We start from the raw sequence: 19,026 nt of genomic DNA, 5'->3' as shown, positions 1-19,026 counted from the left end.
TCAGGCTCCTCGTGAAATCACAATGACCACCAGCACCGCCAGCTCGATGACCGCCAGACGGCGGAACAGCGCGGGCGCGGCGGCGCTCTGCCAGCCGGGTACCCAGGCCACCGGATTCAACCAGTGGCGCAGCTTCAGCACGGCGGCGAAGTTCTCCTTCACCGGCATGGCGAAACCGTGGGCGGTGATAACCATCGACTGTTCATGTTCGTAGCCGCAGGCCCACGCCGCACCGCGCGCGCGGGAGGTGAGCCTGTCGCGTTTGAAGAACAGCATCAGGACGAGCGGCAGCAGCGGTGCGCCAATCAGCAGCAGCGCGATCATAGGCTGAGAGACGGTGGTATTCGCCACGGTCAGCGGCAGCGGAATGGCGTTGCCCAGCAGCGGCAACAGCCACGGTGCGGCGACGCCGCCCGCGATGCAGCACAGCGCCAGCGCGACCACGCTCACGCCCATCAACAACGGTGCGCAGCAGGCGTTTTCAGCTTCGCGGGTGCGCGGCGCGCCGAGGAAGGTCACGCCGTAGACTTTCGCCATGCACATCACCGCCAGCGCCCCGGTAATTGCCAGCCCGACCGCCAGCAGCGGGCCGAGCAAACGCGCGATAAAGAGATCGCTCTGACCGAGCGCGAAGAAGGACTGATAGATCACCCACTCCCCGGCAAAGCCGTTCAGCGGCGGCAGCGCGGCCATCGCCATCAGCCCGACCAGCATCGCCAGTGAAATTACCGGCATCTTTTTGCCAATCCCGCCCAGCTTTTCGATGTCCCGATGGCCGGTGCGGAACCAGAGGCTTCCCGCGCCGAGGAACAGGGTGCTTTTAAACAGGCTGTGGTTAACGAGGTGATAAAGACCGCCGATAAAACCGGCCGCGATTAGCGCCGGATGATTGAGCGCCAGCCCGGTTACGCCCGCGCCAATACCGAGCAGGATGATGCCGATATTTTCAAGCGTGTGGTACGCCAGAAGACGCTGGATATTGTGCTCCATCAGCGCGTACAGGCCGCCGACGAACGCGGTAATCATTCCGGCGATCAGCAGCACAACGCCCCACCATAGCGGCGGTTGTCCGCCGGTCAGCGTAATCGCCAAAATTCCGAACAGACCCACTTTCATCACCACCACCGAAAACAGCGCGGCGGCGGGCGCGGAGGCATTCGCATGCGCCTGCGGCACCCAGCCGTGCAGCGGGATGATGCCAGCGAGCAGGCCAAAGCCGATAACGCCCAGCAGCCAGACGTCATTCCCCAGCGGATGCCCGTTGAGCGCAGAGAAATCCAGCGTGCCAAAGCGTTGCCACACCAGCCAGCAGGCCAGCACCAGCAGCAGCGTCCCCAGGCGTCCCAGCGCAAACCACAGCTTGCCGGAGGCGCTGCAGCCCGTCAGGAACACGCCGAACAGCGCCATGATCTCCGCCATCACCACCAGCGCGCCGAGGTTGCTGGCGATAACGGTACAGACCGCCGTCGCCATCAGCAGATTAACCAGCAGGCCGTTGGCTTTAGCATGCGGGTGGCGGTGCCAGTCGATATTGAACAGGCTGATAAACAGCCCGCACAGGCCAAACGTCACCAGCCAGATGGCGTTCAGGGGCGTGATCTCAACGGTGTGCCGAATCAGCGGCATCACGGTTTCTGCGGACTGGCCGCCGAGCAGGACAACGCCGCCTGCCGCCAGCGTCATCAGGCTAGCTACCGCCCCGCCAATCCCGGCGATCGCGCCGCTCAGGGTTTTATGGAATGAGAAGATCAGCGCCAGAACAGCGGCGGCAGTAAAACAGGCTACCGCGCTGGTAATCATCATTGCCGCGTTCATTTCGCCCCCTCGTTAAGCGCCTGTAGCAGAGAAAGGTCGCCAAAATCACTGTTGATGGTCAGCTCGCGTTTGCGCTTGCTGGTACGGGCGATGTCGCGAATGTTAACCAGAATCAATGCTTTAGTCGGGCAGGTGCGCACGCAGGCCGGACCCTGCTCATCGAAGCTGCACAGGTCGCACTTCACCGCCACGGCACGGATGCCGGGCACCCAGTCCAGCAACGTGCTTACGCGTGCCGGAGCCGGTGGCGCAGGCGGGGCTTTTGGCGAGTTAGCGTTCGCCGGAATGTGCAGCGGACGGCTGCCGGAAAATTCAATCGCGCCGAACGGGCAGGCGATGCCGCACAGCTTGCAGCTTACGCACAGGCTTTCGTTCAGCTGGACAGCGCCATCAACGCGGGTGATGGCATTCACAGGGCAGACACCCGCGCAGGGGGCGTCTTCACAGTGATGGCAGAGCTGCGGGGCAGACTCTTTTTCATTACGCATGACGTGCAGGCGCGGCATGGACTGCAGCCCATGCAGGCGATGCGTTTCCGAACACGCCGCCTCACAGGTTCGACAGCCAATACAGACCGTCGAGTCGGCAATTACAAAACGGTTCACCGGGTCATCCTCTGGTGATAGTCATTTTTGACGAAAAACTGTCTTGTCGACACTTCTCGACACGCAAGGGTCAGGCCACGTTAGCTGAGGTATTTCCGTCCATCAGCTGCTTCAGGTTGACCGGGAGATCGCGTTCAACGGCGGCGTACAGGCCGTTATAGACCGGCGCGATTTTTTCCAGATAGTGCTCCAGCACCTGCTGGCGATCGCGGTTGCTGACGTGGCCGTCCACCATGCCGTCAGCCATCAGCTGCGCCTTCGCAATACACTGTTTTTCGCCGTCTTTTGTCTCGAGGTGGTACTCGATGGTGTGGCTGTTGAAGTTATCTGCCAGGGTCACGTTGATCGTGAAATGGCCGAACAGGACAAAGCTCATATCCCCCTGTGCCGCGCAGCTCATCGCGTGGTGAAGACGCGCTTTCGAGAGGGTAATGCCCTGAACAAGCGAGTTGCAGTAAAGGTGCCACTGGTCCTGCAGCTGCTGATGACGCTGCGCGATGTAATCCGCTTTTTCGCTGATTTCCCAAATAGTCATAGAAGGTATCCGTTTAATGGAGATAGCGGCTGTTAAGCAGATTCCATGCCAGTTTTTATCTTTATGATTTTTAATGTGTTTAATTGCAAAACCGCTGTCAACGCCGCGGTGTCGACGTGTCATTTCGACAGCGTTGACATCGTCACGCCTTAACAAAAATCAAGCTGGCATCGTTATTGCATTCAATGGCGCAATTCACTGAGGAGGCGTCATGCACGAAATCACCCTCTGCCAGCGGGCTCTGGAACTTATCGAGCAGCAGGCAGTGCAAAACCACGCGAAACGCGTTACCGGCGTCTGGCTGAAGGTCGGGGCGTTTTCCTGCGTCGAGACCAGCGCCCTGAATTTCTGTTTTGAACTGGTGTGCCGCGGCACGCTGGCGGAAGGCTGCGAACTGCATATTGAAGAGCAGCAGGCGGAGTGCTGGTGCGAACAGTGCCAGCAGTACGTCACCCTGCTGTCATCAAAGGTTCAGCGCTGTCCGCAGTGTCAGAGCACCGGTCTTCGCATCGTGGCGGATGACGGCATGCAGATCCAACGTCTCGAAATCGAGAAGGAGTAAAGTATGTGTAGTACCTGCGGTTGCGCCGAAGGCAACCTGTATATAGAAGGGGATGAACATCGCCCCCATTCCGCGTTTCGCTCCGCGCCCTTTTCTCCTGCCCCACGACCTTCTGCGGCACTGACCGGTATCACCTTCGCTCCGCAGCGCTCCGAAGTGGGCGATCTGCACTACGGCCACGGGGAGGCGGGCACCCACGCGCCGGGCATCAGCCAGCGCCAGATGTTGGAGGTGGAAATCAACGTGCTGGACAAAAATAACCAGATCGCCGCCCGCAACCGCGCGCGCTTTGCCACCCGCAAACAGCTGGTGCTGAATCTGGTCTCCAGCCCCGGCTCCGGCAAAACCACGCTGTTAACGGAAACGCTCAAGCGCCTGAACAGACGCGTCTCCTGCGCGGTGATTGAAGGCGACCAGCAAACCGTTAACGACGCGGCGCGTATTCGCGAAACCGGCACCCCGGCGATTCAGGTTAATACCGGCAAAGGCTGCCACCTGGATGCGCAGATGATTGCCGACGCCGCCCCGCGTCTGCCGCTGGCGGATGACGGAATTCTGTTTATTGAAAACGTCGGCAACCTGGTCTGCCCGGCGAGCTTCGACCTGGGCGAACGGCACAAGGTGGCGGTGCTTTCGGTGACCGAAGGCGAAGACAAACCGCTGAAGTACCCGCATATGTTTGCCGCCGCGTCCGTCATGCTGCTGAACAAAGTCGACCTGCTGCCGTACCTGAATTTCGACGTGGATAAGTGCCTGGCTTATGCCCGTGAAGTGAATCCGGAGATTGAGATCCTGCTGGTCTCCGCCACGCGCGGTGACGGCATGGACAGTTGGCTACAGTGGCTGGAGAACGAGCGATGTGCATAGGCGTCCCTGGACAAATTCACGCCATCGACGGTAATCAGGCCAAAGTCGAGGTTTGCGGCATCCTGCGCGACGTCGACCTGACGCTGGTGGGCAGCACCGATGAAAGCGGCGCTTCGCGTCTCGGACAGTGGGTGCTGGTCCACGTGGGGTTCGCCATGAGCGTGATTAACGAAGCGGAAGCCCGCGACACGCTCGACGCCCTGCAAAATATGTTCGACGTGGAGCCTGACGTGGGTGCGCTGCTGTACGGCGAGGAGCGGTAATCATGCGTTACGTTGATGAATACCGCGCGCCGGAGCAGGTGCTGCAGCTTATCGGCTACCTGAAAACGCGCGCAGCGCGACTGGACTACACGAAAGAAAGACCGCTGCGGATCATGGAGGTGTGCGGCGGACACACGCACGCCATCTTCAAATTTGGCCTCGACCAGCTGCTGCCGGAGAACATCGAGTTTATCCACGGCCCCGGCTGCCCGGTCTGCGTTCTGCCGATGGGGCGCATCGACAGCTGCATTGAAATTGCCTGCCAGCCCGACGTCATTTTCTGCACCTTTGGCGACGCGATGCGCGTGCCGGGGAAAAACGGCTCGCTGCTGCAGGCAAAAGCGCGCGGAGCCGACATCCGGATCGTCTATTCGCCGATGGATGCCCTGACGCTGGCAGAGAATAATCCCGCGCGCAAGGTGGTGTTCTTTGGCCTGGGGTTTGAAACCACCATGCCCGCCACCGCCATCACGCTGCAGCAGGCGAAAGCGCGCGGCGTCGATAACTTTTTCTTCTTCTGCCAGCACATTACGCTTATCCCCACCCTGCGCAGCCTGCTGGAAGAGCCGGGAAACGGCATTGACGCCTTTCTGGCACCGGGGCATGTCAGCATGGTGATTGGCACAGACGCCTACGGTTTTATCGCTGAACAGTACAATCGTCCGTTAGTGGTCGCTGGTTTCGAACCACTTGATCTACTGCAAGGTGTCACCATGCTGGTTGAGCAGAAAATAGCGGCCCTGAGTGCAGTGGAAAACCAGTACCGGCGCGTGGTGCCGGATGCGGGAAATGAACGGGCACAGCAGGCGATAGCCGACGTGTTTAGCGTTGAGGGCGACAGCGAATGGCGTGGTCTGGGGCTGATTGCCGAATCCGGCGTGCGCCTGACGTCAGCCTATCGCACATTCGACGCCGAAGCGCATTTCCGCCCGCAGCCGCAGCAGGTTTGCGACGATCCCCGGGCCCGCTGCGGCGAGGTGCTCACCGGCAAATGCAAACCGCATCAGTGCCCGTTATTTGGCAATACCTGCAACCCGCAAACGGCGTTTGGCGCGCTGATGGTCTCCTCCGAAGGGGCGTGTGCCGCGTGGTATCAGTATCGCAACCAGGAGAGTGAAGCATGAATACGGTTGAAATGGCGCACGGCAGCGGCGGACAGGCGATGCAGCAGCTGATTAACCGGCTGTTTATGGAGGCCTTTAACAACCCCTGGCTCGCCGAACAGGAAGACCAGGCGCGCATTGACCTCGCCACCCTCACCGCCCAGGGCGACAGGCTGGCCTTCTCCACCGACAGCTACGTCATTGATCCGCTGTTCTTCCCGGGTGGCGATATCGGCAAGCTCGCCGTCTGCGGCACGGCCAACGACGTCGCCGTCAGCGGCGCCGTTCCGCGCTACCTCTCCTGCGGGTTTATCCTCGAAGAGGGCTTGCCGATGGAGACGCTCACAACAGTGGTCAACAGCATGGCGCAGACCGCGCGCGAGGCGGGGATAGCTATCGTTACAGGCGATACCAAAGTGGTGCAGCGCGGCGCGGCCGACAAGCTGTTTATCAACACCGCCGGCGTGGGGGCGATCCCCGCCGATATTCACTGGGGCGCGCAGCAGCTTAGCGTGGGCGACGTGCTGATCGTGACCGGAACGCTGGGCTGCCACGGGGCGACCATCCTTAACCTGCGTGAAGGGCTGGGGCTGGACGGGGAACTGCGCAGCGACTGCGCGGTGCTCACCCCGCTGATTCAGACGCTGCGGGCCGTGCCCGGCGTGAAAGCCCTGCGGGATGCCACGCGAGGCGGCGTGAATGCCGTGGCCCACGAATTTGCAGCAAGCTGCGGGTATGGGATTGAACTCACCGAGCGCAGCCTGCCCGTTAAGCCCGCCGTTCGTGGGCTCTGCGAACTGCTGGGGCTGGACCCGCTTAACTTCGCAAACGAAGGCAAACTGGTGATTGGCGTTGAACGCGCGGCAGCGGAAGCCGTTCTTGAACAGCTGCGGGCTCATCCGTCAGGAAAAGAGGCGGCAATGATTGGTGAAGTGGTTGAGCGCAAAGGGGTGCGCCTGACCGGGCTTTATGGCGTGAAGCGCACGCTGGATCTGCCGCACGCGGAACCTTTACCCCGTATTTGCTAGAACCGCGCCAAAAGCGGTCAGCATGGATTTTTTTGCTCGTTTCTACTGGAAAGCACTATGCCGTATACACCGATGAGCGATCTTGGACAGCAGGGCCTGTTTGACATCACGCGCACACTTTTACAGCAGCCCGATCTCGGCGCGCTGAGCGATGCCCTGACCCGGCTGGTCAGGCAGTCGGCGCTGGCCGACAGCGCCGCAATTGTACTGTGGCATAGCGGAACGCACCGCGCGAGCTACTACTCAACGCGTGACAATGGCAAAACGTTTGAATACGAAGACGAAACGTATCTCGCGCATGGCCCGGTGCGCCGCATTCTCTCCCGACCTGAAGTGCTGCACTGCAACTTTGAGGAGTTCCGCCAGGCGTGGCCGCGGCTCGCGGAGAGTAACCTCTATCAACCTTTCGGGCATTACTGCATGTTGCCGCTGGCGGCAGAGGGCCAGATTTTTGGCGGCTGCGAGTTTATCCGCACCACCGACCAGCCCTGGAGCGAGGCGGAATACGAACGCCTGCACACCTTTACCCAGATTGTGGCCGTCGTCGCTGAGCAGATCCAAAGCCGCGTCACCAATAATGTGGATTACGACCTGCTGAGCCGCGAACGCGACAACTTCCGCATTCTGGTCGCCATCACTAACGCCGTGCTGTCACGGCTCGACATGGATGAACTGGTGAGCGAAGTCTCGAAAGAGATCCATCACTATTTCAAAATCGACGCCATCAGCATTGCGCTTCGCGGCCATCGCAAGGGCAAGCTGAACATCTACTCCACGCATTATCTTGATGAAGCCAACCCGGCACACGAGCAGAGCGAAGTAGATGAAGCGGGGACCCTTTCTGAACGAGTCTTCAAAAGCAAAGAGATCCTCCTGCTCAACCTGAACGAGCAGGATCCTGTCGCGCCGTACGAGCGGATGCTGTTTAACACCTGGGGCAACAAAATTCAGACCCTGTGCCTGCTGCCGCTGATGTCCGGCAACACCATGCTGGGCGTGCTTAAGCTGGCGCAGTGTGAGGAAGGCGTGTTCACCACCGCCAACCTGAAGCTGCTGCGTCAGATCGCCGAGCGTATTTCCATCGCCCTGGATAACGCCCTCGCCTATCAGGAAATTCATCGTCTGAAAGAGCGTCTGGTGGATGAGAACCTGGCCCTGACCGAGCAGCTCAACAACGTGGACAGCGAGTTTGGTGAAATCATCGGGCGCAGCGACGCCATGTACAGTGTGCTCAAGCAGGTCGAGATGGTGGCGCAAAGCGACAGCACGGTGCTGATCCTGGGCGAAACCGGTACGGGTAAAGAGCTGATTGCCCGCGCCATCCACAACCTGAGCAACCGCAACAGCCGTCGGATGGTGAAGATGAACTGCGCCGCGATGCCCGCAGGGCTGCTGGAAAGCGATCTGTTCGGCCACGAGCGCGGTGCATTCACCGGGGCAAGCAGCCAGCGGCTGGGCCGTTTTGAGCTGGCGGACAAGAGCTCGCTGTTTCTCGACGAAGTGGGCGATATGCCGCTGGAGCTACAGCCGAAACTGCTGCGCGTGTTGCAGGAGCAGGAGTTTGAGCGCCTGGGAAGCAACAAGCTTATCCAGACCGACGTGCGGCTGATTGCCGCCACCAACCGCGATCTGAAAAAAATGGTCGCCGACCGCGAGTTTCGCAGCGACCTTTACTATCGCCTGAACGTGTTCCCGATCTTCCTGCCGCCGCTGCGCGAGCGCCCGGAAGATATCCCCCTGCTGGTCAAAGCGTTTACCGCCAAGATCGCGCGCAGGATGGGGCGAAATATCGACAGCATTCCTGCCGAGACGTTGCGTACCCTTTCATCGATGGAGTGGCCCGGCAACGTGCGCGAGCTGGAAAACGTCATCGAACGTGCGGTGCTGCTGACGCGGGGGAATGTGCTGCAGCTCTCCCTGCCTGAAGTGACGCCGCCTGACGTGACCCTGCCCGCCGCCGAGACAGCGAAAGAGGGAGAAGATGAATATCAGCTCATTATGCGCGTGCTGAAAGAGACCAACGGCGTAGTCGCCGGGCCGAAAGGTGCCGCCCAGCGCCTGGGGTTAAAACGCACCACCCTGCTGTCGCGCATGAAGCGACTCGGGATTGAGAAAGAGAGCCTGGCTTAAGCCCCTACTCTGGCGGTGTTTTCTGGCACCGCCTTTCGTTACCCCGCGCAATTGTCCCTCATTGACACAAAATCGTTTCCTCTGTATAAAATTCCGCCTTAATAATGAGTTTCATTTGCATCAATAATAATATTAATCAAGGGTAGCGTTTCATGAAGAAGGTCATCTGCGCGTTAGGCCTGGCGGTTGCGTCGGTCAGTTCTGCTCTGGCAACCACATATCCTCTGACCATTGAAAACTGTGGCTATAAAGAAACATTCACCAAAGCGCCGGAACGCGTCGTGGCCCTGGGCCAGAATACCGTCGAAATTTTGCTCCTGCTGGGGCTGGAAGATAAGGTGAAGGCCAGCGCCTTCTGGCCGACCAAAGTGCTGCCGCAGTTGGCGGAACAGAACGCAAAAATCAAAACGCTGACGGTAGAAATCCCGACGCTGGAATCCATCCTTTCGCAAAACCCTGATTTTGTTCCTGCCCAGCTTCCTCTGCTGCTTGGGCCGGAGAGTAAGGTCGCAAAGCGTGAAGATCTGGCCACTGTCGGCGTGAACAGCTATTTATCACCGGGCATGTGCGCGACCAAAAAGGCCGCCGGCGATATGTACGGCAGCCGCCAGAAGCTGTGGGATATGACCTATCTCTATAAAGAGATTGAGGATTTCGCTAAAATTTTCAACGTTGAAGATCGCGGCCAGGCCGTGATTGCCGATTTCAAAAAGCGCGAGGCCGACCTGCGTAAGGAATTCGGCAAGAACAAAAAAGACCTGTCGTTTGTCTTCTGGTTCTCCAGCTCATCCCCTTCTGCGGACGCCTACGTCGGCGGTAAAAACAGCGCCTCAGGGTTCATCGCTGACGTGCTGGGCGGGCATAACGCCATCACCTCCGAGACCGAATGGCCGACCGTGGGTTGGGAGAGCATTATTGCCGCCAATCCGGATGTGATTGTGGTCTCCAGCCTGGACCGCAACCGCTGGGCGCTGGATAACGCACAAGAGAAAATCAAATTCCTGAAGAGCGATCCGGCGGTCAGCCAGCTGGACGCGGTAAAAAAAGGCCACATCGTGGTGATGGACGGCCAGGCGATGAATCCGACGATCCGCACGATTTACGGGGCTGAGCAGGTCGGCGAACAGCTCAGAAAGCTGGGGCTGAACTGATGACATCCGCCGTTCTTCAGGCCCGGCAGAGCCTGGTTCTGACGACCTCGGCTTTGCTCGCCCTGGTACTGTTATTTCTGGTGATCGCCCTGAGCGTCAGCGTCGGCGAGCTGTCCATCCCGCTGGATAACGTGTTTTACGCCATCAGCAATAAAATGGGGCTTACCGAGGTTCCGCTCACTCGCATCTATGAGAGCGTCATCTGGGACTTTCGCCTGAGCCGCGCGCTGGTGGCGGCCTGCTGCGGCGCGGGGCTGGCCATCTGCGGTGCCGTATTGCAGAGCCTGCTGAAGAACGCGCTGGCGGAACCCTACGTGCTCGGCGTGTCCGCGGGCGCGTCGACCGGGGCGGTTTCTGTCGTCGTATTGGGGATCGGCACCGGTGCGGTCTCCCTCTCTGCCGGTGCCTTTGCCGGGGCGTTCGCCGCGTTTGCGTTTGTCGCGTTTCTGACGAACGGCGCGCGCGGCGGGAATGAACGGACCATTCTGGCAGGGGTCGCCGCCTCGCAGCTTTTCAACGCCATTACCGCCTACACCATCAGCACCTCCGCCAGCGCCCAGCAGGCGCGCGACGTGATGTTCTGGCTGCTGGGCAGCTTCAGCGGCGTACGCTGGCCTGAATTCCAGCTGGCGCTGGTCGTGGTACTGATTGGATTAGCCGTTTGCCTCTACTATTCCCGGGCGCTGGATGCCTTCACGTTCGGTGATGACGCCGCCGCCTCTTTAGGTATTGCCGTCCCGTGGGTGCGCCTGACGCTCTTTACCACTACCGCGCTGATTACCGCGACCATCGTCAGCATGGCGGGGTCAATCGGCTTTGTCGGGCTGGTGGTGCCGCACGTGATGCGCTTCCTGTTCGGGCCGCTGCACCGCACGCTGCTGATTGCCAGCGCGCTGGCAGGGGCGATCCTGATGGTGCTGGCAGACATTGCCTCGCGCATGCTGATTGCGCCGCAAAGCCTGCCCGTCGGGGTGGTCACCGCGCTGGTGGGCGTCCCCTTCTTTGCCGTGATTATCTACCGTTCAAGGAATAAGTGATGAGCATCTGCGCGGAAAATATTACCTGGAAGGTCGGCAAAAAGGTCATCGTTAATGACGTCTCGCTGAAGGTGTCACGGGGCGAAACGGTAGGACTGCTTGGCCCTAACGGCTGCGGGAAATCGTCTCTTTTACGGATCCTCGCGGGGTTGCGTCGCCCGGATGCTGGCTGCGTTACCCTGGACGGGCAGGACATCTCCCGCATCGCCAAAAAACAGCTTGCCCGCCGGGTCGCCTTCGTGGAGCAGCACGGCATGACGGACGCCAATATGCGCGTGCGCGACGTGGTGAAACTTGGGCGTATTCCACACCACTCCGCCTTTTCCAACTGGAGCAACCACGATGACGAGACCGTCACCGCCGCTCTGCAGCGCGTGGATATGCTGGATAAAAGTGACCAGGGCTGGCTGAGCCTCTCCGGCGGCGAGCGCCAGCGCGTCCACATTGCCCGCGCGCTGGCCCAGACTCCGACGGAAATCCTGCTGGATGAACCGACCAACCACCTGGACATCCATCATCAGATGCATCTGATGCAGTTGATCAGCGAATTACCGGTCACCAGCATCGTCGCTATCCACGATCTCAACCATGCCTCGATGTTCTGCGACTCGCTGATTGTGATGCAGAAAGGGCAAATTGTGGCGACGGGGACACCGCAGGATATCTTATCCGAGTCGTTGCTCTGGGACGTCTTCCGGGTCAAAACCAAAATCGAGATCTCGCCGTTCCATGGCAAAAAGCACATCCACTTTATCGTTTAGGGGCGAGTGAAAAACGATGCCCCTTCGCCCTGCCACCACGCTCTGGCCGCCCGTCTTACTGGGTAGCCAGTTTGTTTTTAACATTGGCTTTTACGCCGTTGTCCCCTTCCTGGCGATATTCCTGCGCGACGATATGCTGCTCTCCGGCGGGCTGATCGGGCTGATCCTCGGCCTGCGCACGTTCTCTCAGCAGGGGATGTTTATCGTCGGTGGTGCGCTCTCGGACAGGTTTGGCGCGAAAGTCGTTATCCTGAGCGGGTGCATGATTCGCGTTGCGGGCTATCTGCTGCTGGCGTTTGGAGGCTCGCTGTGGCCGATTATTCTGGGCGCGTGTCTGACAGGCGTGGGCGGCGCGCTGTTTTCTCCGTCTATTGAGGCATTGCTGGCGAAAGCGGGCACGCACAGCGAGGCGAAAGGAAAACGAAGTCGGGCGGAGTGGTTCGCGCTATTTGCGGTCTGCGGGGAACTCGGTGCGGTACTGGGCCCGGTTGCCGGTGCCCTGCTCACCGGCCTGGGCTTTCGCCAGGTGGCGCTGGCGGGCGCAGGGGTCTTTATCGTTGCGCTGGTGGTTCTCTACTTTTGCCTGCCCGCGTCACGCCACGCCCCCCGGACGCTGAAGCTCGTTCCCTGGTGGACGACGTTCCGCCAGCCGCGCTTTGTCGCCTTTATCATTGCCTACAGCTCGTGGCTGTTAAGCTATAACCAGCTCTATCTGGCGCTGCCGGTGGAGATCCAACGCTCTGGCGGTAACGAGAAAGATCTCGGCCCGCTTTTTATGCTGGCCTCGTTGCTGATCGTTGCATTACAGCTGCCGCTGGCGCGTTTCGCCCGGCGCGTGGGCGCGGTGAGGCTCCTGCCGGTAGGCTTTTTGCTGCTTTCAGCCGCCTTCGCGAGCGTGGCGATGTTTGCCCCGATGACGCCGCCGGAAGGCTGGCTGCGCTTACTGCCTTCCGTCTGCTTTGTGACGCTGTTGACGCTGGGACAGATGCTGCTGGTGCCATCGGCGAAAGATCTGATCCCTCGGTTTGCGGAGGAGTCCACGCTTGGCGCGCACTACGGGGCACTCGCCACCGCCGGGGGCATTGCGGTACTGGCAGGAAATCTGTTGTTTGGCAGCCTGCTGGATCGCGCGCTGGTGCCCTCAACGCAGGCAATGTATCCCTGGCTGCTGCTGGCCCTTTTCCCACTCTGCAGCGCGCTGGCCCTGAACGTGATTTGCCGCCCGCTGAGACGCTGAACCGATCACTTTTTCGGACGGTACTTCTCCGGCAGTTCCGGTACGGGACGACGATCATCAATCAGATGACGAACGGTCAGGATAGGATGACGCCATAACATACGCGGACCTGCCCAGCGCATAACCTGCTTCATCTCTTCACGTCTGGCAGGCTGGTAGCAGTGTACCGGACACTGCTTGCAGGCAGGCTTGTCCTCACCGAAAACGCACTTATCCAGGCGCTTATCGGCATACGCGTTGAGCGCCTGATAATGCCCTTCCTCCTGAGATGCCTGCGGACACTGCTTTTCATACAACGCGATCATTTTCGCGATGGTCTCTTTTTCTCGTGAGATGCGTTTACCGGACATAAGGGCCTACCGAATAATAAAGTGCATTAATAATACACTTTTAAGCACTGTATTTCAGCGGTTGCATTTCGTTTCCTGAAGCCTGATTCCAGTTTTCACCCTGCACCGACCGATAATTACTGGTATTTTATACAGGCATCAGAAATGACCTTTGTCCGTGTTGTCTGGAGACCCTATGCAAGAGCTCGCGATCGGCAAACCCTATCGCCATTTAAAAGTGGGATATTTTAGAAAGCGCCATGAAGACCGCAATACCAAGATACCAAAGCGTTACAGCGTACATGCGGCGCTGAGCTTAAAAGGTGACTGGCTTGAAAAGGCGGGGTTTACGACCCATTCCAGAGTCAGAGTGGACGTGGAGCATGGAAAAATTGTCATTGAATTAATGTCGGAAGACGGCTCGTAAAGCCACGACATTTTTCTGCGCCGGACCTTTTTTTCATGCGACAATAGAAGGAACAAACGGCCACTGAGCCGATCAAAACGGTTTATATTCAAAGAAATGGACATCATAACTCCATGAGCACAATCGACAATTTCGACGCACATACGCCGATGATGCAGCAGTATCTGAAGCTGAAGGCACAGCATCCGGAAATCCTGCTGTTTTACCGTATGGGTGATTTTTACGAGCTGTTTTATGACGATGCTAAGCGTGCATCGCAGCTGCTCGACATCTCGTTGACCAAACGTGGCGCATCGGCAGGTGAACCCATCCCGATGGCAGGTATCCCGCACCACGCGGTAGAAAACTACCTGGCGAAACTGGTGAATCAGGGTGAGTCCGTCGCCATCTGCGAACAGATCGGCGATCCGGCGACCTCAAAAGGCCCGGTGGAACGCAAAGTCGTGCGCATCGTCACGCCTGGCACCATCAGTGATGAAGCCCTGTTACAGGAGCGCCAGGATAACCTGCTGGCAGCGCTGTGGCAGGACGGTAAAGGCTTTGGCTACGCGACGCTGGATATCAGCTCCGGACGTTTTCGTCTGAGTGAACCGGCCGACCGTGAAACGATGGCAGCCGAACTGCAGCGCACCAACCCGGCAGAATTGCTCTATGCCGAAGATTTCGCCGAAATGGCGCTGATTGAAGGTCGTCGTGGGTTGCGTCGTCGTCCGCTGTGGGAATTCGAAATTGATACCGCGCGCCAGCAGCTGAATCTTCAGTTTGGCACCCGCGACCTGATTGGCTTTGGCGTTGAAAATGCCCCGCGCGGGCTGTGTGCGGCAGGGTGTCTCCTGCAGTACGTGAAAGATACCCAGCGCACCTCCCTGCCGCATATCCGCTCTATCACCATGGAGCGCCAGCAGGACAGCATCATCATGGATGCCGCCACGCGCCGTAATCTGGAGATCACGCAGAACCTGGCGGGTGGCGTAGAAAACACGCTCGCGTCGGTCCTCGACAGTACGGTAACGCCAATGGGCAGCCGCATGCTGAAACGCTGGCTGCATATGCCGATTCGCGATACCGATACGCTGGTTTGCCGTCAGCAGACGATTGCTGCGCTGCAGGATCGCTATACCGAGCTGCAGCCGGTCCTGCGCCAGGTGGGCGATCTGGAGCGTATCCTTGCTCGTCTGGCACTGCGCACGGCACGACCGCGCGACCTCGCGCGGATGCGTCATGCTTTCCAGCAGCTGCCGGAACTCCGTGCGCAGCTGAGCGATGTTGACAGCGCGCCGGTACAGAAACTCCGCGAAACCATGGGCGAATTTACCGAGCTACGCGAACTGCTGGAGCGCGCCATTATCGATGCGCCTCCGGTTCTGGTGCGTGATGGCGGCGTGATTGCCCCTGGCTACAACGAGGAGCTGGACGAATGGCGCGCGCTGGCCGACGGTGCGACGGACTACCTCGACAAGCTGGAAATCCGCGAGCGCGAACGTCTTGGGCTCGACACCCTGAAAGTGGGTTATAACGCGGTACACGGCTACTATATTCAGATCAGCCGCGGGCAGAGCCATCTGGCGCCGATTCACTACGTGCGTCGCCAGACGTTGAAAAACGCCGAACGCTACATCATTCCTGAACTGAAAGAGTACGAAGACAAAGTCCTCACCTCGAAAGGTAAAGCGCTGGCGCTGGAAAAACAGCTTTATGACGAGCTGTTCGACATGCTGATGCCGCACCTGGCAGACCTGCAGCTGAGCGCCAGCGCGCTGGCGGAACTGGACGTGCTGGTGAACCTGGCAGAACGCGCGGAAACGCTGAACTACTCCTGCCCGACCTTTACCGACAAGCCTGGCATTCGTATCACTGAAGGTCGTCACCCTGTGGTAGAGCAGGTGCTGAATGAACCGTTCATCGCCAACCCGCTGAGCCTGTCACCACAGAGAAGAATGCTGATCATTACCGGTCCGAACATGGGCGGTAAGAGTACCTATATGCGGCAGACGGCGCTGATTGCGCTGCTTGCGTATATCGGCAGCTACGTCCCGGCGCAAAACGTGGAGATTGGCCCCATCGACCGCATCTTTACCCGCGTCGGGGCTGCGGACGATCTGGCGAGTGGTCGCTCTACCTTCATGGTCGAGATGACTGAAACGGCTAATATTCTGCATAACGCGACGGAGCACAGCCTGGTGCTGATGGACGAAGTCGGACGCGGAACCTCAACCTATGACGGTCTGTCGCTGGCATGGGCCTGTGCGGAAAGCCTCGCGAACAAAATCAAGGCCATGACGCTGTTCGCCACCCACTACTTCGAGCTGACGCAGCTGCCGGAGAAAATGGAAGGGGTGGCTAACGTCCACCTTGATGCGCTGGAGCACGGCGACACTATCGCCTTCATGCACACGGTGCAGGATGGCGCGGCAAGCAAGAGCTATGGTCTGGCCGTTGCGGCGCTGGCTGGTGTACCGAAAGAGGTGATCAAGCGCGCGCGTCAGAAACTGCGTGAACTGGAAAGCCTGTCACCGAATGCGGCGGCGACGCAGATTGATGGTACGCAGATGTCGCTGCTGGTACCGGCGGAAGAGACATCGCCTGCCGTGGAAGCGCTGGAAAACCTCGATCCGGATTCACTGACGCCGCGTCAGGCGCTGGAGTGGATTTATCGGTTGAAGAGTCTGGTTTAGTTCTCTGCGGTCTGTTTTGTCGGGTGGCGGCTTCGCCTTACCCGACCTACAAACCCGTAGGCCCGGTAAGCGCAGCGCCACCGGGAAAAAGACCGCACAATATTATCGCCCGGTAAGCGCAGCGCCACCGGGCTTTTTTTACAACAGCGGCGGGATTGTCGGCACCTGCGGCGCCTCATCGATATCCTTCTGCGTCATGCGGAACGCTTCCGGGTAATGTTCGCGGCTGGTACGACGCAACGGTTCAGTGTCGCGCCAGGTATACAAACAATGCTGGCACTGATAAACGGTCCAGACCCCTTTTACCGGCGACGTCGCCATCACTTCAATATGCTCATCGGCACAACGTGGACAAATCATCTTTTCCTCCTTATTGGCGTGCAGCCAGCATCGCGGTCAGTTTTTCAGCCCAGGCTTTGGTTTCGGGGAGATCCTGTACCGGCTGGCTATAGTGGCCCCGGGTATCCGGCGCGACAGGCGTGGTGGCATCGATAATCAGTTTGTCGGTAATGCCCGCCGGGCTGGATCCAGGATCCAGTTCCAGCACCGACATGTTCGGCAGCTGCATCAGATCGCCTGCCGGGTTGACCTTCGATGACAGCGCCCACATCACCTGCGGGAGGTTGAACGGGTCGACATCCTCATCCACCATGATCACCATCTTCACGTAGCCCAGACCGTGCGGCGTGGTCATGGCACGTAAACCGACCGCGCGGGCAAAACCGCCGTAGCGTTTTTTGGTGGAGATAATCGCCAGCAGACCGTGGGTGTACATCGCGTTAACCGCCTGCACTTCCGGGAATTCTGCTTTCAGCTGCTGGTAGAGCGGCACGCAGGTAGCCGGTCCCATCAGATAGTCGATCTCGGTCCACGGCATGCCAAGGTAAAGGGATTCGAAAATCGGTTTGGTGCGGTAAGAGACTTTGTCGATACGGACAACCGTCATGTTACGGCCACCGGAGTAGTGCCCGGTAAACTCGCCGAAAGGCCCTTCGATTTCACGCTTGCGGCCCTCAATCACCCCTTCCAGGATCACTTCAGAACCCCACGGCACGTCGAAGCCGGTCAGCGGCGCGGTGGCAATCGGATATGGGCTTTCACGCAGCGCGCCGGCCATTTCATACTCTGACTGATCGTATTTCAGCGGCGTCGCGCCCATCAGGGTAATGATCGGATCGTTGCCGAGGGTAATGGCAATCGGCAGGTCTTCGCCGCGCTCTTCGGCTTTGTGCAGATGCAGAGCGATATCGTGCATCGGTACCGGCTGCAGGCCGAGCTTGCGCTTACCCTTCACTTCCATGCGATAGATGCCGACGTTCTGCTTGCCGAAGTGATCCGGGTCAAGCGGATCGCGCGAGACGACGCACGCTTTATCGAGATAGAAACCCCCGTCGCCGTCGTTCAGACGGAACAGCGGCAGAATATCGAACAGGTTAATGTCTTCACCGTCCACCGTATTCTGCGCCCAGGCCGGATTGGCGCGGCGCTCTGGCGCTATCGGGAATTTATCCCAGCGGCGGATAAACTCGTCGATCTGTTTTTTTACCGGAGTGTTCGCCGGCAGCCCCATCGAAATGGCGTGGTTCTGCCAGGAGCCGATGGTGTTCATCACCACGCGGGCATCGGTAAAGCCACGAATGTTGTCGAACCACAGCGCGGGCGCGCCGTCGCCAATGCGGCCGGTCGCGTTGGCTGCCGCTGCCAGATCGGGCTCGGCGTTTACCTCTTCCTCAATTTTCAGCAGTTGCCCTTGCTCATCGAGCGCCTGGAGGAAGCTTCTCAAATCATCAAATGCCATCTTTATTCTCCTGTGAAAAATGTTTCGCCTCCCGCAGCCCGTTCCAGCGTCGCGCCTTTTTATGCTCCAGACCGAACTGGTCGAGCACGCGGGTCACAATATGCTGGGTAATGTCATCGGCGGTCTGCGGGTGGTTGTAATACGCAGGCATAGGCGGCACCATCGCCACGCCCATGCGGGAGAGCGCAAGCATGTTCTCAAGATGAATGGTGCTGAGCGGCGTTTCACGGGGAACCAGCACTAGCTTGCGCCCCTCTTTCAACACCACATCCGCCGCACGTCCCACCAGCCCTTCGGCATAGCCAGCGCGGATGCCCGCCAGCGTTTTCATGCTGCAGGGAATGACGATCATGCCGTCGGTGCGAAACGAGCCGGAAGAGATAGTGGCGGCCTGGTCAGCCGGGCTGTGGACAACGTCAGCCAGCGCAGCGACGTCCTGCGCGGTGTAAGGCGTTTCCAGCTCAATGGTGGTTTTTGCCCACTTAGACATCACCAGATGGGTTTCCACCTCCGGCATGTCACGCAGTGCCTGCAATAAAGCCACACCCAGCGGCGCGCCCGTTGCTCCCGTCATTCCTACTATCAATCTCATTCATCACCTCAATAATTTGTTCGTACACGAACATTATAAATAAGCTACTCCAGGATTGTTTTGCTGACAAGATCGTTCGCATACGATCACACGAATGGCTAAAAAATGCCG

The 19,026-nt window shown here is 59.1% G+C and carries 19 protein-coding genes; 12 read left to right on the top strand and 7 right to left on the bottom strand.

Translation table 11 applies throughout. The features are described 5' to 3' along the window. The 3 genes from hycC to hycA all read right to left on the bottom strand — a co-directional run bounded on the left by hycC (window position 1) and on the right by hycA (window position 2,955). On the bottom strand, window positions 1-1,815 hold the full coding sequence (gene hycC / locus AC0TN7_RS14785; protein WP_267215545.1) for a formate hydrogenlyase subunit 3: 1,815 nt from the start codon (window positions 1,813-1,815) through the stop codon (window positions 1-3). Next, window positions 1,812-2,420 carry a 4Fe-4S dicluster domain-containing protein gene (locus tag AC0TN7_RS14780; RefSeq protein ID WP_023308971.1) on the bottom strand — a complete coding sequence of 203 codons (609 nt, stop codon included), beginning with the start codon at window positions 2,418-2,420 and terminating at the stop codon, window positions 1,812-1,814. Before AC0TN7_RS14780 ends, hycC begins: the two co-directional genes overlap by 4 nt. Before the next feature lie 70 nt (window positions 2,421-2,490). After that, the gene (hycA, locus tag AC0TN7_RS14775) at window positions 2,491-2,955 is read right to left on the bottom strand and encodes a formate hydrogenlyase regulator HycA (protein WP_024909233.1); all 465 of its coding nucleotides are present in this window, start codon (window positions 2,953-2,955) and stop codon (window positions 2,491-2,493) included. A 211-nt stretch (window positions 2,956-3,166) separates the two neighbouring features. Between hycA and hypA the strand changes: the two genes are divergently transcribed. The 10 genes from hypA to AC0TN7_RS14725 all read left to right on the top strand — a co-directional run bounded on the left by hypA (window position 3,167) and on the right by AC0TN7_RS14725 (window position 13,094). Further along, entirely contained in the window at window positions 3,167-3,517 is a 351-nt protein-coding gene (gene hypA, locus AC0TN7_RS14770; protein WP_029739533.1) for a hydrogenase maturation nickel metallochaperone HypA, read from the top strand. A gap of 3 nt (window positions 3,518-3,520) precedes the next feature. Then, on the top strand, window positions 3,521-4,384 hold the full coding sequence (gene hypB / locus AC0TN7_RS14765; RefSeq protein ID WP_148769285.1) for a hydrogenase nickel incorporation protein HypB: 864 nt from the start codon (window positions 3,521-3,523) through the stop codon (window positions 4,382-4,384). After that, window positions 4,375-4,647 carry a HypC/HybG/HupF family hydrogenase formation chaperone gene (locus AC0TN7_RS14760; protein ID WP_047650282.1) on the top strand — a complete coding sequence of 91 codons (273 nt, stop codon included), beginning with the start codon at window positions 4,375-4,377 and terminating at the stop codon, window positions 4,645-4,647. Before hypB ends, AC0TN7_RS14760 begins: the two co-directional genes overlap by 10 nt. A 2-nt stretch (window positions 4,648-4,649) precedes the next feature. Further along, a complete protein-coding gene (gene hypD, locus AC0TN7_RS14755; protein ID WP_090418430.1) occupies window positions 4,650-5,771 on the top strand; it encodes a hydrogenase formation protein HypD in 1,122 nt (373 codons plus the stop codon). Continuing rightward, complete coding sequence (hypE, locus tag AC0TN7_RS14750; protein WP_473702234.1) at window positions 5,768-6,778, top strand: hydrogenase expression/formation protein HypE; 1,011 nt, start codon at window positions 5,768-5,770, stop codon at window positions 6,776-6,778. Before hypD ends, hypE begins: the two co-directional genes overlap by 4 nt. A 57-nt stretch (window positions 6,779-6,835) precedes the next feature. Beyond that, window positions 6,836-8,908 (top strand): formate hydrogenlyase transcriptional activator FlhA, encoded by a 2,073-nt coding sequence (gene flhA / locus AC0TN7_RS14745; RefSeq protein ID WP_248272340.1) that lies wholly within the window; start codon window positions 6,836-6,838, stop codon window positions 8,906-8,908. A 152-nt stretch (window positions 8,909-9,060) separates the two neighbouring features. Further along, complete coding sequence (gene eitA / locus AC0TN7_RS14740; protein WP_024909240.1) at window positions 9,061-10,059, top strand: siderophore ABC transporter substrate-binding protein EitA; 999 nt, start codon at window positions 9,061-9,063, stop codon at window positions 10,057-10,059. Next, a complete protein-coding gene (locus AC0TN7_RS14735; protein ID WP_048993019.1) occupies window positions 10,059-11,096 on the top strand; it encodes a FecCD family ABC transporter permease in 1,038 nt (345 codons plus the stop codon). The genes eitA and AC0TN7_RS14735 overlap by 1 nt, the downstream gene beginning before the upstream one ends. Further along, entirely contained in the window at window positions 11,096-11,857 is a 762-nt protein-coding gene (gene eitC / locus AC0TN7_RS14730; protein ID WP_048993021.1) for a siderophore ABC transporter ATP-binding protein EitC, read from the top strand. The genes AC0TN7_RS14735 and eitC overlap by 1 nt, the downstream gene beginning before the upstream one ends. A 16-nt stretch (window positions 11,858-11,873) precedes the next feature. Further along, window positions 11,874-13,094 carry an MDR family MFS transporter gene (locus AC0TN7_RS14725; RefSeq protein ID WP_473702233.1) on the top strand — a complete coding sequence of 407 codons (1,221 nt, stop codon included), beginning with the start codon at window positions 11,874-11,876 and terminating at the stop codon, window positions 13,092-13,094. Window positions 13,095-13,099: 5 nt separating this feature from the next. Here AC0TN7_RS14725 and AC0TN7_RS14720 read toward each other — a convergent pair whose 3' ends face one another. Beyond that, window positions 13,100-13,444 (bottom strand): nitrous oxide-stimulated promoter family protein, encoded by a 345-nt coding sequence (locus AC0TN7_RS14720; RefSeq protein WP_024909244.1) that lies wholly within the window; start codon window positions 13,442-13,444, stop codon window positions 13,100-13,102. Between the two features lie 175 nt (window positions 13,445-13,619). Here AC0TN7_RS14720 and AC0TN7_RS14715 point away from each other — a divergent pair, with 175 nt between their 5' ends. Next, window positions 13,620-13,850, top strand: coding sequence for a SymE family type I addiction module toxin (locus AC0TN7_RS14715; RefSeq protein WP_473702232.1), 231 nt, complete (start codon window positions 13,620-13,622; stop codon window positions 13,848-13,850). 113 nt (window positions 13,851-13,963) lie between these two features. Then, window positions 13,964-16,525 (top strand): DNA mismatch repair protein MutS, encoded by a 2,562-nt coding sequence (mutS, locus tag AC0TN7_RS14710; RefSeq protein WP_248272341.1) that lies wholly within the window; start codon window positions 13,964-13,966, stop codon window positions 16,523-16,525. A 138-nt stretch (window positions 16,526-16,663) separates the two neighbouring features. Here mutS and AC0TN7_RS14705 read toward each other — a convergent pair whose 3' ends face one another. Genes AC0TN7_RS14705 through AC0TN7_RS14695 form a run of 3 tightly spaced genes read right to left on the bottom strand, consistent with a single transcriptional unit; the run spans window position 16,664 to window position 18,915 of the window. Continuing rightward, on the bottom strand, window positions 16,664-16,885 hold the full coding sequence (locus AC0TN7_RS14705) for a non-oxidative hydroxyarylic acid decarboxylases subunit D (RefSeq protein ID WP_003862116.1): 222 nt from the start codon (window positions 16,883-16,885) through the stop codon (window positions 16,664-16,666). A gap of 10 nt (window positions 16,886-16,895) precedes the next feature. After that, on the bottom strand, window positions 16,896-18,323 hold the full coding sequence (locus AC0TN7_RS14700; protein ID WP_473702231.1) for a non-oxidative hydroxyarylic acid decarboxylases subunit C: 1,428 nt from the start codon (window positions 18,321-18,323) through the stop codon (window positions 16,896-16,898). Next, window positions 18,313-18,915 (bottom strand): non-oxidative hydroxyarylic acid decarboxylases subunit B, encoded by a 603-nt coding sequence (locus AC0TN7_RS14695; protein ID WP_024909248.1) that lies wholly within the window; start codon window positions 18,913-18,915, stop codon window positions 18,313-18,315. The genes AC0TN7_RS14700 and AC0TN7_RS14695 overlap by 11 nt, the downstream gene beginning before the upstream one ends. Window positions 18,916-19,026: the final 111 nt, after the last annotated feature.

This window comes from Enterobacter sp. PL_is511, assembly GCF_055816065.1.
The sequence above is the reverse complement of the archived record's forward strand: the minus strand, read 5'-3'. Positions and strand labels throughout refer to the sequence as shown.